This window comes from Pontibacter oryzae (assembly GCF_003576375.1).
GTDB classification, from domain to species: domain Bacteria; phylum Bacteroidota; class Bacteroidia; order Cytophagales; family Hymenobacteraceae; genus Pontibacter; species Pontibacter oryzae.
In genome coordinates this window covers 360,883-375,557 of record NZ_QWGE01000001.1, presented here as the reverse complement: position 1 = coordinate 375,557, position 14,675 = coordinate 360,883, and the positions used below count along the sequence as shown (strand labels likewise).

General features: G+C 48.0%; 14 protein-coding genes. 11 read left to right on the top strand and 3 right to left on the bottom strand.

The genetic code is table 11. The features are described from left to right. Positions 1–88: 88 nt before the first annotated feature. The 4 genes from D1627_RS01580 (at position 89) to D1627_RS01565 (ending at position 3,072) form a co-directional block, all read left to right on the top strand. On the top strand, positions 89–787 hold the full coding sequence (locus D1627_RS01580; protein ID WP_119430461.1) for a lycopene cyclase domain-containing protein: 699 nt from the start codon (positions 89–91) through the stop codon (positions 785–787). A 5-nt stretch (positions 788–792) separates the two neighbouring features. After that, positions 793–1,638, top strand: coding sequence for a 4-hydroxy-3-methylbut-2-enyl diphosphate reductase (locus tag D1627_RS01575; protein WP_119430460.1), 846 nt, complete (start codon positions 793–795; stop codon positions 1,636–1,638). Positions 1,639–1,672: 34 nt separating this feature from the next. Continuing rightward, a complete protein-coding gene (locus tag D1627_RS01570; RefSeq protein ID WP_119430459.1) occupies positions 1,673–2,353 on the top strand; it encodes a fatty acid desaturase in 681 nt (226 codons plus the stop codon). A gap of 125 nt (positions 2,354–2,478) precedes the next feature. Further along, positions 2,479–3,072, top strand: a complete 594-nt coding sequence (locus D1627_RS01565) for a hypothetical protein (protein ID WP_119430458.1) — start codon at positions 2,479–2,481, stop codon at positions 3,070–3,072. 72 nt (positions 3,073–3,144) lie between these two features. On the opposite strand, the gene D1627_RS01560 is transcribed toward D1627_RS01565, so the two are convergent. From D1627_RS01560 to D1627_RS01550, 3 genes are all read right to left on the bottom strand, one after another. Continuing rightward, positions 3,145–3,501, bottom strand: coding sequence for a heavy-metal-associated domain-containing protein (locus D1627_RS01560; RefSeq protein ID WP_119430457.1), 357 nt, complete (start codon positions 3,499–3,501; stop codon positions 3,145–3,147). Between the two features lie 29 nt (positions 3,502–3,530). Next, positions 3,531–5,744, bottom strand: coding sequence for a TonB-dependent receptor (locus tag D1627_RS01555; protein ID WP_233555473.1), 2,214 nt, complete (start codon positions 5,742–5,744; stop codon positions 3,531–3,533). A gap of 83 nt (positions 5,745–5,827) precedes the next feature. Beyond that, positions 5,828–6,223 carry a hypothetical protein gene (locus D1627_RS01550; protein WP_119430455.1) on the bottom strand — a complete coding sequence of 132 codons (396 nt, stop codon included), beginning with the start codon at positions 6,221–6,223 and terminating at the stop codon, positions 5,828–5,830. A 384-nt stretch (positions 6,224–6,607) separates the two neighbouring features. Between D1627_RS01550 and mraZ the strand changes: the two genes are divergently transcribed. From mraZ to murD, 7 genes are read left to right on the top strand one after another with little or no spacing between them, the layout of a single operon-like run. Continuing rightward, positions 6,608–7,075, top strand: coding sequence for a division/cell wall cluster transcriptional repressor MraZ (gene mraZ / locus D1627_RS01545; RefSeq protein WP_119430454.1), 468 nt, complete (start codon positions 6,608–6,610; stop codon positions 7,073–7,075). After that, on the top strand, positions 7,076–7,996 hold the full coding sequence (gene rsmH / locus D1627_RS01540; protein ID WP_119430453.1) for a 16S rRNA (cytosine(1402)-N(4))-methyltransferase RsmH: 921 nt from the start codon (positions 7,076–7,078) through the stop codon (positions 7,994–7,996). Positions 7,997–8,024: 28 nt separating this feature from the next. Then, positions 8,025–8,456: an FtsL-like putative cell division protein gene (locus D1627_RS01535; protein WP_119430452.1), complete on the top strand. Its 432-nt coding sequence runs from the start codon at positions 8,025–8,027 to the stop codon at positions 8,454–8,456. Next, entirely contained in the window at positions 8,446–10,545 is a 2,100-nt protein-coding gene (locus D1627_RS01530) for a penicillin-binding protein (RefSeq protein ID WP_119430451.1), read from the top strand. Before D1627_RS01535 ends, D1627_RS01530 begins: the two co-directional genes overlap by 11 nt. After that, positions 10,545–12,008, top strand: coding sequence for a UDP-N-acetylmuramoyl-L-alanyl-D-glutamate--2,6-diaminopimelate ligase (locus D1627_RS01525; protein WP_119430450.1), 1,464 nt, complete (start codon positions 10,545–10,547; stop codon positions 12,006–12,008). Before D1627_RS01530 ends, D1627_RS01525 begins: the two co-directional genes overlap by 1 nt. 57 nt (positions 12,009–12,065) lie before the next feature. Continuing rightward, complete coding sequence (mraY, locus tag D1627_RS01520; RefSeq protein ID WP_119430449.1) at positions 12,066–13,286, top strand: phospho-N-acetylmuramoyl-pentapeptide-transferase; 1,221 nt, start codon at positions 12,066–12,068, stop codon at positions 13,284–13,286. Between the two features lie 32 nt (positions 13,287–13,318). Beyond that, positions 13,319–14,662 (top strand): UDP-N-acetylmuramoyl-L-alanine--D-glutamate ligase, encoded by a 1,344-nt coding sequence (gene murD / locus D1627_RS01515; protein WP_119430448.1) that lies wholly within the window; start codon positions 13,319–13,321, stop codon positions 14,660–14,662. The last annotated feature ends 13 nt before the right edge of the window (positions 14,663–14,675 follow it).

The following is a 14,675-nucleotide window of genomic DNA, read 5'->3' as shown; positions in this document are numbered from 1 at the left end:
AGAAGCTATTTGCGAATATAAGCAGATAGGCTTCTGTTAATATAATATTACGCGTAACCTTACTTTATTCTATTAATAGCAAGGCTAAATGTACCTATACCTGTACCTGAACATATTTACGATTCTGTTCCCGTTCGCACTTTCTTTCGACAAGAAGGTAGCATTCTTTAAAAATTGGGATGCGCTATTCCCGGCCATACTTCTTAATGGGCTGCTATTCATACTATGGGATGTGCTTTTTACCAAGGCAGGTATCTGGGGGTTTAATGAGGAATACCTTACTGGTATTTACATCTTTAACCTACCGCTGGAGGAAATCTTGTTTTTCTTGACAGTGCCGTATGCCTGTGTGTTTATTTATGATGTGCTGAATGCTTACATCCCCAAAGATATACTGCAGCCTTATGCTAAGCCCGTGGCAATGGCGCTTATGATGGTGCTTATACTTGTAGCAGCATTTAATGCGTCGGCACTTTATACTTCTATTACGTTTACACTGCTAACAATCCTGCATCTGGTGCATCTGCGGTACTTCGGCACGACCTACCTGGGGCGCTTTTACCTGGCTTACTTGGTACATCTGGTGCCATTTCTGTTGGTAAACGGAGTCCTGACTTACTTACCTATTGTGTGGTATAACGACAGCTTTAATCTAGGGCTGCGAATTGTTTCCATTCCGGTAGAGGATACGATGTACTCTATGCTGATGCTGCTGCTCACTATTTCGGTCTATGAAGCTCTAAGACAGCGAAAAAGCATTAAACAATCTGAGTTAATAGCTGTATAAAGTATATGCTAAACCTGCACGTAACGATAGATGCAAATTCCGGGTTCTGCTTTGGTGTAGTGTACGCCATCCAGATGGCAGAAGACTTCCTGGAAGAACAAGGCTACCTGTATTGCCTCGGCGACATTGTGCATAACGATGAAGAAGTCGAACGCTTGCAGCAGCGGGGCCTACGCATTATCGACCACGAGCAGCTACGCGAGCTGCAGCACGAATCAGTGTTGATCCGTGCACACGGTGAACCGCCCGAAACCTACCAGCTTGCTCTAAAAAACAACCTTACTTTAATAGATGCATCTTGCCCTGTCGTGCTTAAGCTGCAAAACCGAATCAAAACATCCTACGACAAGAGAGAGAAAATCTTTATATACGGCAAGCATGGCCACGCGGAAGTGATGGGCTTGTTAGGACAGACCAATAGCCAGGCAGTAGTGTTCGAAAGTATGGATGAGTTATTGCAGCACGAGTTACCCGCAAACATTACCCTCTACAGCCAAACCACTAAAAGCACAGATAGCTTTTACACCATCAAGAGTGAGCTGGAGAGCAAAGGGTATGAGGTAAACGCCAACGATACCATTTGCCGTCAGGTATCGAACCGGGACAAAGAACTTCGTAAATTTGCAGCTAAGTTTGATAAAGTCTTGTTTGTATCCGGCACGAAATCCAGCAACGGAAAGGTGCTTTACCAGGTTTGCAAAGAGACTAACCCGCAAACATACTTTATCTCCAAAGTTGAGCAATTGCAACCAGAGTGGTTTACAACAGGAGAAACGATAGGTATTTGCGGAGCTACCTCCACTCCAATGTGGCTGATGGAAGAAGTGCGTGATGCACTGTTAACCTATTAAAGAACTGCCTGATTTGCAAAACCTTAGAGTACACATGGCAAAGCGCGATAATAGGGGGATTTTTATAGCAGGTCTAGTAATAGCTTGCTGGCTGGCGTTATTAGTTTACCTGTTGGGCTGGCCCGTGTCGTTACAGTCGCCGCTCACGTATCTATTTGTTTTACTGCAAACCCATTTGTACACCGGTCTTTTTATTACGGCGCATGATGCTATGCATGGCGTAGTGGCACCTGGCAGGCCAAAGCTTAACAAAGCCGTTGGCACCGTTGCAGCCTTTCTCTTTGCTTACAATTGGTACCCTAGGCTGTTGCCGCGCCATCACCAGCATCACCGCCATGTAGCCACAGCGCATGACCCAGACTATTATCAGGGAACATTCTGGCCCTGGTATTTCAGCTTTCTGAAGCAATACATTACTTGGTGGCAGCTCTTGCTAATGGCAATAACGTTTAACGTGCTAAAGCTATACTTCCCGCTGGAGAACGTGGTGCTGTTCTGGATGTTGCCAGCCATACTTGCCACGTTTCAGTTGTTCTATTTTGGTACGTATCTGCCTCACCGCGGGGAGCATAAACCAGAAAACCCGCACAAATCATCCACGCAGGCTAAGAACCACCTATGGGCTTTTATAAGCTGCTATTTCTTTGGTTACCATTACGAGCACCACGACAAACCATACTTGCCGTGGTGGCAGCTATACAAAGCCAAAATATAGAATTGTGCTTATTTTTACGCCGATAGGTAGGGAAGTGCAACAGCGGTTAAGGGTGTGCCGTATGTTATAGGGATTTTGGTATATACCTTAACCCTTTACGTTTCACCCTTTTCTCCCCAAGCCTCATGAAGTTCTCTATTGCCATTGCAGTAATTGGCATAAGTGTGCTTATGCTTTCCCAGCCATTTTCTGCCTATAGCCAAAGCGCATCAAGGATTGGCCATAGTAAAGATCCCGCAACTCTCAAAGCAGGCGTAAGTTTTGTATGGCTTGCCGAGAACGACAGCCAAGGGCTTATGTTCAGCAACAGCTTTAACCATTATTTAGGCAACCGACTCGCAGTGGGGCTAAATCTTGGAATGCTGTCTGCTAAGCGCTTTGACAACTCTAAGCAAATTTACACTGTGCAGAATACTTTTTACATGGGCTCCGCAGAAGTTACGTTCGACCTGATGCAAAGTGAATCGGTTTTGTTTCGCATAGGGGGCGGCCCAACGGCAAGGCATCGTGCAGAAATTAACTCTAGCCTAGAAAATGTAGGTACGCAGGACGGCTCCGTAACACATGTTAAAACATCTGAAGCGGGTGTGGTTGGCTTTATAGAAAATGATTTTAATATTCTTAAAAATGGAGTAGCGGGCGGCAGAGTCGGATATTTTCATTATTCCAAAGGCACGCCTGTTCTATCCGTCGGTATGCATGTCGGGTTTAAATTTTAAAGTATAAATTTTACATATAAACAGAAAGGGGAGCTGGTTAGAGCTCCCCTTTCTGTTTATACATGAACCAGTTTAATGGCTTCCAGCTTCTTTCTTGCAACATTCATCGAGGCGGTTGTAAGCGCGTGCGTCAGCCGGTTGCTTATCGGCATCATAGCCGGTTTTATTCACGGCACTGCGTATGTTGGCTGCATCAGTTTTACGGCTGTCAAATACCACTGTCAATACTTTAGACTCCACATTTAAGCTGGAAGACTTAACGCCCTTCTCGTAGGCCATTGCCTTTTCCAGTGTTTTCTTGCACATGCCGCAAACAGCTGATGTTTTGATCTCCACTGTTTGAGTAGTTTCTTTTTTGGCTTGTGCTTGTGCTCCTATAGCTATAAAGGTAAGTATAAAGCTCAGGAGTAGGGTTTGTAGTTTTTTCATGATAATAAGTTTATTAGTTAGTTCAGAAATTAATCGAGTTTAAACCGAAGGCCTGCGTATAACACACGCCCGGTAACAGGGCCCCACACCATACTTGCGTCAAAGCCAGCGTTAAATGGCTCATTGGCCCCATAAATGGGGTTTGGCTGGCGGTAATTAAGCAGGTTTTCGGCCCCAAGATATACTTCCCAACGCTTAAATGCACGAGTTACCTGCGTGTTTACCGTAGCAAAACGGTCTGAGTTTGCTTTATGTTCCAAGGGCTGGTTGTGATCCTCTTGCATTGTAGCAAGTGGCATTAGGCCAAAAAACTGAGTTGTCAGGTCGGCGCGCCACTTTTCAAAAGGTGTGGCAAAACCAATGTTCACAAAGAACCGGTGTTCAGGTATCATGGGTTTCTGCCATAACTTATCCTTGTAACTGGTTTTGACATCATAATACTTATATGCCGCTTTTGCAGTCAGGCCACGGAGCACTTCATACTGTAACTCCGCCTGGAAACTGTTGGCATAAGAACGACCGCCTAAATTATAGAATAACACTGAGCCAGGCATAGTATACATATCTGCCACCACCTGATTGATGAAGCTTGTATGGTAAAAGTCAGTCACGAAAGTGCCAGGCCGGCCTGCTACCTCGAAGTAATGAGTAAACGAGCCGCCAATGTTCCACGCTTTCTCTGCCTCTAAATCCTCCTCCACAACAAAACGCCGCGAGCTTACTAAGGTGGCAGTATTTTCGGCAATTATATTGGATACACGAAAGCCAGTGCCAGTGGCAAACCGAAGTATGCTTCTCGGTGAGATATCATACTTAACGTTGAGCCTGGGCGTAAACTGCGTGCCGTACAGGTTATGGAAATCAAGGCGTGCGCCTGCTACCACGGTTAGGTTATGTGTATTGCTGTAGATGTACTCTCCAAAAACACCCGGAACGATCTCGCGGCGGTTAAAGAGCGAGTCGTTTAGGTTTTCGCTGTAATCCTCGAAAGTATAACTGAGGCCGGTTTTATAGGTATGACGCGTATCTCCGATGATTGATTGGAAAATAAGGCGTGCATTGGCGCTGTTCTGTTCGCCATCATAGTCGCGTAAGCCATACTGCGACGTAAATTTGTGGTGCGTGGCTGATGTGATGAGCCCAATGCTCTGGTAGGGCTTACCTGCAAAAGTATAAGAGGTTTTGGTATGGCCGGCCAAGCGATCAACATCTGATTTTATACCGTAGTGCGGCTGCTCTTCCTTGGGGGTGTTTTCATCAAAATCGAGTTGGCCGCCTACTTTTTGCTCTTGTAAGGCAGTCAGTCCAAACTCTGCCACCCAGTCACCAGAAACATACTTCCACTTGTTGTAGACATTATACTGGCTGCCCGTAGCAAGGTCCATAAAACCATCGTGGTTGCGGTCGGAGCGGTGTTGCAGCTGGTCGGTGTGCAGCATCAGGATGGTGCTCCACTTTTTGTTGAGGCTGCCAGCCAGGTTAAGGTTTGCATCATAGCGGCCTAAGCTGTTGCCATAGAGGTTCATATAAAGGCGCTGGGCTTTCTCTGGGTCCCGTAAGGTAACGTTCACCTGACCGGAAATAGATTCATAGCCATTCAGCACAGACCCCATCCCTTTAATAATGTCTATGGACTCGATAAATGTGCCCGACAGGTAATTTAAGCGGTAAGGAGTAGCCAAGCCACGCAGGGCAGGAATGTTGTCAGTGGTCAGTAATGTATAAGAGCCATCAAGCCCCAGCATCTGAATCTGCTTGGCACCAGAAACGGCATCGGTAGTGCTTACTTCCACGGCGGCATTCGTTTCAAAGCTTTCGGCCAGGTTGCAGCAAGCAGATTTTTCAAGGTCACTGGTTGTGATGAACTGCGTTTGCGTAGGCGTTAACGCTGAATGGCGTTCTTTTTCCCCTTCAATAACAACTTCCGTCATGCCTTTGGCGGCCTCCAGAGCAACGGTAATGTCAGAGCGGCCGGCTACACTTATTGTATCCGGTGTGTATCCAACGTAGGTAACTAAAACAACGGGTTTAGCCGCATCCGATAGCGAGAGGGTAAACTTACCAGAGGCATCGGTTGCAGTTCCTTTGTCAGTTTGAAGCCAGATTACGTTAGCGCCGACTAACGGCTGGCTAGGGTTTGCTTTGTCCACTACTTTTCCTGTTAAGTGTTGTGCTTGCAATAGCGAAGCAGAGGATAACAGTAGCGTACTAATGAACAGGGCGAGCACTTTATGCTCACTCAAATATTTTAACATAGGTCTTTAAAATTAGCTTTTAGTAAAAACAGCAGGCATGACTTAGCCTGTTACAGCGAAATCTGAATTTACTATAGCCTAAAGACCTGGATGAAATGAAGCAATCGGTAACTGAAATGCGGAGGCGAGGTGTCGCTGAATGCGAAGGCCTTTTCTTGCTCAGCGTAGAAAGCTGGAAGCATAAGCGTGGCCGGGGCCAGGATGCCAACCAGTCGAAGTGTGACATTCTTGCCTAAGTCAACTGGGGCAAGGTTGGCCAGATTCAGCTCCGTTGTGCAGCAGCTATCAGTCCTAAACGCGGAGTTACCGCTATCGGTGGCGCAGCAAGCCAAATCATTGTCTGAAAGGCTGGTAATTACAACGCCACTTAGCTGGCACAGTCGTTTCTGAAAGGCAATACTCACAGACCCCAGCAGCACGCTGCACATGAGTAGTATGGTAAGTGTATTTTTGAAATTGCCTTTCATATTGCAAAGATATGAAAAGCAACTGCCACTTTCACCTACCTTGGTTAAATCCCTTACTTTTTATTCTATTCTTGCCACTTTGCCCCACTTTTGCGGTTGGTAGCTATATAAAATATGCTATATACTATCTTAAGCAAGTTAATTTGCTGATAATCAGCCGAAATGTGCCTTTGGGGGTCGTATTTTAAATAAAAAGCAATTATGCTGCAAATAAAGTTACCCCCAAAATGAAGCCATCCGAATGTGGATAATGTGGATAAGTGGTGTGGATTACCATAATTTATCCACAAAGTGGTAAAAAGTGGTAGATTGTGGTTGCGATCTTTTGTTGAATGGCTACATTTGTATAGTCCAAAGAATATACGGGCTAAACTACCATTGCCTATGAACTTTCTCTCTGGCGAATATGAGTGCAAGATCGATCCTAAGGGACGGTTGGTTTTACCTGCGAAGATAAAAACCAACTTGCCGGAGGCGTCGGGCAATCATGTGGTGCTGATGAGAGGGTTTGAGCCTTGCTTAGTGCTTTACCCAAAAGCGGAGTGGAAAGTGATTTACGACAAGGTAGCGGGCCTGAATGAGTTCAACGAAGAGTATCGGCACTTTCAGCGCAATTTCTTTCGCGGAAATACCGAGATCGAACTGGATGGTGCTGGCCGCTTTATCGTTCCAAAAACCATGGCGCGGTTTGCATCGCTTGAGAAGGAAGCTATTGTGGTGGGCTTAGGCAACCGGGTAGAGATCTGGAACCCTGATAAGTATGAGGAGTTCCTAATCCAGGATCAACAGAGTTTTTCACAGCTTGCCCAGAAGTTTCTGGGTGATAAACCGGCTGAAGAGCCACTTTTATAAATGGAGTATCATCGCCCAGTATTGCTGGAGGAGTCGGTTAAGGCACTCGCCATTAAGCCGGATGGTGTATATGTGGATGTGACCTTTGGCGGCGGCGGGCATTCTGCGCGTATTCTGCAGGAGCTCACAACAGGCAAGCTGTATAGTTTTGACCAGGATAGCGATGCGCAGGAGCAATCTAAAAAGCTGGAAGCGCCAACTTTTCAGTTTGTACGAGCTAACTTCCGCGACCTGAAGAAATACCTGCGCCTATACCGCGTAAGCCAGGTTGATGGTATACTGGCGGATCTAGGCGTTTCGTCGCATCAGTTTAACGTGCCGGAGCGTGGTTTTTCAACCCGTTTTGATGGCCCGTTGGATATGCGCATGGATGCCGATTTTGGTATTACCGCCCAGGAGGTGCTGGAAACTTACTCAGAGGAGCAGCTGCACCGCATCTTTGGGATTTACGGAGAGGTGAAGAACGCCAAGACACTGGCCCGGACCGTGATGGAGAAACGCAACAGGCAACCTTTCCAAACTATTAGCGAGTTCAAGCAGGCGATCAGTTCCTGCACGCCGAAAGGGAAAGAGAATAAATACCTGGCGCAAGTGTTTCAGGCGCTTCGCATTGAGGTGAACGATGAGATGAAGGCGCTTGAAGAGATGCTGGAGCAGGCAGCAGAGGTGCTGAAGCCCGGCGGAAGACTCTCCGTGATCTCTTATCACTCTCTGGAAGACCGTATGGTGAAGAACTTCATTGCAAAGGGTAAATTTTTCGGGGAGGTGGAAAAAGATCTATTCGGAAATGAGATAAAGCCGCTGGAGGCTGTAAGCCGCAAGCCGATTACACCATCAGAAGAGGAGCTGCTGGAAAACAGCCGTTCCAGAAGTGCCAAGCTAAGAGTAGCTGAGAAAAAGGAGGCGCGTGCAGAAAAGTAAAACAAACGATTAGCTAAAGTAAATACGTATGGCTTCAAACGTACTCAACCAAAGACCAGCTGCCCCGAAAACCAATTCGGTGCGCGTGAAGCCAGAGGCCGAAGAATCTCAGAAGCCTAAGAAAAGAGGGTTCAGCCTGTTTGCGCTTGTTGAGAAGTATGCTAATGTGGATGCCTTATTCGAAGAGGGTGTTCCGTTGAAGTATATGCCACGGGTGCTTTTCCTGACTGGCGTAACCCTTTTTTATATCGGCAATACGCACTTCGCCGAAAAAACCATCCGAAGAATAGATAAGGTTAAAGTAGAGGTGGAAGACCTGCGCGCAGACTATTCCACGCTGAAGTCTGACTACATGGAAGCCAGTAAACAGTCTGAGGTGGCCCGCAATGTGGCGCCGCTTGGCCTGGAAGAAAGCTCATCTCCACCATATCAAGTGATTGTGCCGGCAGATGAATATTAAGAAATCCATACTGATCCGAGTAAGAGTGGCATTCCTGTTGGTATGCCTTTTTGCGTTTGCGATCGTGTATAAAATCGTTAACATTCAATTTTTCGACGGGGAGAAGTGGAAGAGCATCTCCAAAGAGCGTCGTATTTTTTATAAGCCAGTATTTGCTACCCGCGGCAACATCCTCTCTGATAACGAAAGTATACTTGCCACGTCGCTGCCTTTCTACCGCGTGGCTTTCGACCCAACCGTAGCGAAGGCAGAGGTGTTTAACGGCGGCGTAGACTCCCTGGCCATGCTGCTTGCTCGTTTCTACGGCGACAGATCTGAGGATTATTACCGCCGTAAAATAAAGAACGCCCGCCATTCTGGCCGAAGGTATATTCGCATGAACAGCCGCCAGATCAATTACCAAGATAAAAAGCTGATGGCGCAGTGGCCTATTTTCCGTGAGGGCAAAAATAAGGGAGGTGTCATCTTTGAGAAGGTAGAAAAGCGCTTCAAGCCTTTTGGCCTGTTAGCAGAGCGTACTGTCGGGTTTATAAACGAGGATAAAAACGGAGCTGGTCTGGAATATAGCTTTAACGGCGACCTGGCTGGTACTAACGGCGAGGCTCTTTTTGAGCGTATTGCGGGCGGAAGCAAGCCAATCTATGATGGCACCGAGGTTAAGCCGCTGCACGGCTATGACATAAAGACTACGCTGGACATTAACCTGCAGGACGTAGCCGAAAACGCGCTTTATAAGGTGCTCCAGAAAACCGACGCGGAGTATGGCTGCGTGATTATGATGGAGGTGAAGACCGGTGAGGTAAAAGCAATCGCGAACCTCGGTAAAACCAAAGGTGGATACATTGAGGATTATAACTATGCTGTTGGTAACCAGGGGCGTACGGAGCCAGGGTCTACCTTTAAGCTGGCTTCCATGATGGCCTTGTTTGAGCACGCCCCGGATATAAAACTGACCGACACCGTGGATACCGGCGATGGTCGTTACCGTATCAAGAACACCGTGATGTCGGACTCTAAGATTGGCGGCTACGGCGTGCTTACCGTGAAAGAGGTTTTTGAAAAATCTTCCAACATCGGTGTTGTGAAGTTGATGGAGAAGTACTTTGGCACGGAGCAGCAAGCCTATGTAGACTACCTGCATAAATTTGGCCTGAATAGCACGCTTGGCTTCCAGATGGAAGGCGAGGCCCGGCCATACATGAAAAGCCCACAGGATAAAAACTGGTACGGCACCACGCTAACCTCTATGGCTATTGGCTACGAGATGAAGCTGTCGCCGCTGCAAACCCTTGCCATGTACAATGCCGTGGCTAACAACGGGGTTAAGATCCAGCCTATCATCGTGAAGGAAATTCGCAAAGCTGATGAAGTTATTCAATCGTTTAGCACGCGTGTGTTGAACGAGAAAATATGCTCAGAGGCAACGCTGAAGAAGATGCGCGAAATGCTGGAAGGTGTAGTAGAGCACGGCACGGCCAAAAACATCCATAGTAAAGATTATAAAATTGCAGGTAAAACCGGCACAGCCCGCAAGGTAAAAGATGGCCGCTATGTACGCGAGTATTCAGCATCCTTTGCCGGTTATTTCCCAGCCGACAATCCAAAGTATAGCTGCATCGTGATTATAGACAGCCCAAAAGGTGTGAATGTGTATGGTGGCGATGTGGCAGCCCCGGTGTTTAAAGAACTTGCTGATAAAGCCTATGCTCGTGATTTGGCCATGCACCAACCTATGCATGCGCGCGTGGTGCCGGCAAAAGACAGTATGCCCGTGTTGCAGGCAGGTAGCTTTGATGACCTGAAAATGATCTGCAATACAATTGGTCTAAGCACGCACACCGAAAACACGGACGAGGAATGGGTGAAGGTGTCGCCGAAGCGCCGCTCCTTTGAGTTTGCCTCAAACCCGGTACTGGAGAATAAGGTGCCCGATGTGGTGGGCATGACCCTGCGCGATGCGCTGTTCATACTTGGCAACCAGCACCTGCAGGTTAAAGTACAGGGCAGCGGCAAGCGGGTACAGAAACAGTCGATGGCGCCAGGAACCGATATAGATAAAGAAAAAACGATTACGATTATACTTAGCTAATGCAGCTACTGCAAAACATACTTCAAAATGTAAACGTGCTAGGCACGCATGGCCCGCTTGGTGTACAAGTGCAGGCCATCACCTTCGATTCGCGGCAAGCGAAGGAAGGGGTGATGTTTGTTGCCATGCCCGGCGTGCAGGTAGATGGCCATGCGTTTATACCAAAGGCAGAGGCAGCAAAGGCTGCCGCCATTATCTGTGAAACGCTGCCAGCACAGTTGCAGGAAGGCATGACCTATGTGCAGGTGAGAAACACACCCGAGGCGCTAGGCCAGATGGCATCGGTTTTTTACGGGCATCCTTCCCGTAAGCTAAAACTGATTGGGGTAACTGGTACCAACGGTAAAACTACCTCTGTAACGCTCTTGCATAAGCTTTTCAGGGAGCTGGGCTACCATGTAGGCATGATCTCGACAGTGCAGAACCAAATAGACGAGGAGGTCATTCCATCCACGCACACCACGCCGGATGCCATTAGGCTCAACGAGTTGCTTGCTAAAATGGTAAAGGCTGGATGCTCGCACTGTTTTATGGAGGTAAGCTCGCATGCCATGGTGCAGCAACGCGTGGCGGGCATCACGTTTGCAGGTGGTGTTTTTACCAACATCACCCACGACCACCTCGATTACCATGGTAGTTTCGATGAGTATATTAAGGCAAAGAAGTCTTTTTTCGATATGCTGCCTAAAAATGCCTTTGCCCTGGTTAATGCAGATGATAAACGAGGGCCAATTATGGTGCAAAACACCAAGGCAAGCGCTCATTTTTATGCTTTACGCAAGGCAGAGGAGTTTAAAGCCAGAATAATTGATAATACTATTCAGGGATTGCACCTGGAGGTGGACGGCCAGGAAATCTGGTGCAAGCTGATCGGGGCCTTTAATGCATACAACCTATTAGGCGCTTATGGCGTGGCCGTGTTGCTGGGCGAGGACCCGATGGAAACGCTGACCGTGCTCTCTAGCCTGAACTCTGCCGCTGGCCGTTTCGACTACATTGTGTCGGATTCTCAAATTACTGGCATCGTGGATTATGCGCACACGCCGGATGCGCTGGAAAATGTGCTGAACACCATCCAGCAAATCAGAGACCCGAACCAAAAGGTGATTACCGTGGTGGGCTGCGGCGGGAACCGCGATGCTGCCAAACGCCCAGTGATGGCCGATATTGCCTGCCGCCTGAGCGATAAAGTGATCCTGACATCGGATAACCCACGCTTTGAGGAGCCGCAAGCCATTTTGGACGATATGCAGAAAGGCGTAAAACCCCTGGATTTTAAGAAAACGCTATCGGTTCTGGACCGTAAGGAGGCCATTAAAACTGCCTGCATGCTGGCCGAGCCAAACGACATCATACTCATTGCCGGCAAGGGCCACGAAACCTACCAGGAGATAAAGGGCGTGAAGTACGATTTTGATGATAAGAAAATATTGCGCGACATGTTCGAGCAGTTCGGCAAATAACCAGTACCCCGAATACCAAACATTTAAAAACAGCCAAAGGAACCGAATTTTAACTAAATGCTTTATCACCTCTTCACATACCTGGACCGCGAGTTCGATCTCTTCGGGGCTGGAGTTTTCCAGTATATTTCCTTCCGGGCAGGTATGGCTACACTTGTGTCGCTTCTCATCGCGATGATCTTTGGCGGAAAGCTTATAAAAGTTTTGCAGCGCAAGCAGGTTGGCGAGTCAATCCGCGACCTTGGGCTGGAAGGCCAGATTGAAAAAAAGGGAACGCCAACGATGGGCGGGCTTATCATCATAATGGCCATACTTGTGCCGGTGCTGCTTTTTGCGCGCCTTGACAACGTGTACGTGCAGCTGATGATCGTGTCTACGGTTTGGCTCGGGCTTATCGGTTTCCTAGACGATTACATCAAGGTATTCAAGAAGAACAAAGAAGGCCTGGCTGGCAGGTTTAAGATCTTGGGCCAGATTGGCCTGGGGCTGATTGTGGGCCTGACGCTATACTTCAACGATGATGTGGTGGTGCGCCAGTATATCTTCAGCGACGGCTCGACATCTGCGGTTAACGCATCTACTAAGTTTGTAGATGTGCATAGCATGATCACTACTATCCCGTTCCGAAAAAACAACGAGCTAGACTATTGCAACCTGTTCTCCTTTGCAGGCCCATTGTTTGAGGGTTGGTCTTGCTACCTGTACATTCCCTTTGTAATCCTGGTCATCACGGCAGTATCTAACGGCGCGAACATCACGGACGGCATTGATGGCCTGGCTGCCGGGACATCTGCCATAATTGGCACTACGCTGGCCATTTTTACATACGTTTCGGGTAACACCATTTTCGCTGATTACCTGGACATCATGTTCATACCGAACTCCGGTGAGCTGGCCATTTTCTGTCTTGCCTTTGTGGGAGGCTGCGTGGGTTTCTTGTGGTACAACACCTACCCGGCACAGGTTTTTATGGGCGACACGGGCAGCCTTTCCATAGGCGGCATCATTGCGGTTTTGGCGCTTATCATACGCAAAGAGCTGCTTATACCTATACTTTGCGGTATCTTCTTAGTAGAAAACTTATCGGTAATGCTGCAGGTGAGTTACTTTAAGTACACCAAAAAGAAATATGGCGAGGGCCGTCGCATCTTTAAAATGTCGCCGCTGCACCACCATTACCAAAAGCTGGGCTACCACGAGTCTAAGATCGTAGGCCGCTTCTGGATTGTAGGCATCATGCTGGCCATCCTAACATTGGCAACGCTTAAGCTCAGATAATAAACAGACAACGCATAACACAAATACATACTATGAAATTAGCGATACTTGGTGCGGGAGAAAGTGGTGTAGGGGCAGCTTTGCTGGCAAAGACAAAGGGCCTCGAAGTGTTTGTGTCTGATAAAAACGAGATAAAGGAGCAATACAAGGCTAAGCTCGCTATGGCTGCCATCCCTTACGAGGAAGGCACGCATACTACCGAGCGCATACTTGCCGCAGACCAGATCATGAAGAGCCCGGGCATTCCGGATACAGCGCCTATCATTCAGGAGGCTGTAAAGAAAGATATCCCGGTGATCTCGGAGATAGAGTTTGCCGCGCGTTACACGCAAGCAAAGTTTATCTGCATCACGGGCACCAACGGCAAAACCACTACTACGCTGCTCACTTATCACTTGCTGAAAAACGCAGGTTTAAACGTGAGCTTGGCCGGAAACATCGGTGAGAGCCTGGCCGAGAAGGTGATTGAAAACAAGTATGATTACTTCGTGGTGGAGCTGAGCAGTTTCCAACTGGATAACATGTACCAGTTTAAGGCGCACATTGCCGTGCTGATGAACATCACCCCGGACCACCTGGACCGCTACGGCAACAGTATGGAGCGCTACGCAGCCTCTAAACTGCGCGTGGCCCAGAACATGACCGGTGCAGATTTCTTCCTTTTCAACGCCGATGATGCCAACATTGCCAAAGCTTTTGATTCAGCGAATTTCGGCGGAACAGCTATGCCTTTCTCGCTGGAAGGCGCGGAAAACGCCAAAGTATACTTCGAGGGCAAGAACATCCGGGTTACAGAAAAATTCTACGAAGGCACAGTGGATACCTCCAACTCAGGCCTGATCGGGAAGCATAACCAATATAACACCATGGCTGCCGTAGGGGTGGCAAAACTGATGGGCGTGGCTGACCAAGACATCGAGAAGGCCCTGGAGACCTTTGAGAACGCCGAGCACCGCTTGCAGCATGTGGGCTTTGCCAAAGAGGTAACCTACATCAACGACTCCAAAGCCACCAACGTGGAAGCCGTTTGGTATGCCCTGGAAGGCATTAAGCAGCCTATTATCTGGATTGCCGGCGGCGTGGACAAAGGCAACGACTACAGCACCCTGGGAGAACTGGCCCGTGAAAAGGTAAAGGTGCTGGTTTGCCTTGGCAAAGACAACGAAAAACTAAAGCAGGCATTTGGGCGCATTGTGCCGATTATCGCCGAAACAACTTCTATAGACTATGCCGTACGCTTGAGCCGTTCGCTGGCAACGCCCGGCGATGTAGTGTTGCTATCGCCAGCCTGCGCAAGCTTCGATTTATTTGATAATTACGAACACCGCGGACAGCGATTTAAAGAGGCTGTGGAGAAAATTGTGCTGAAGAAATAATATTTAAGCCGGA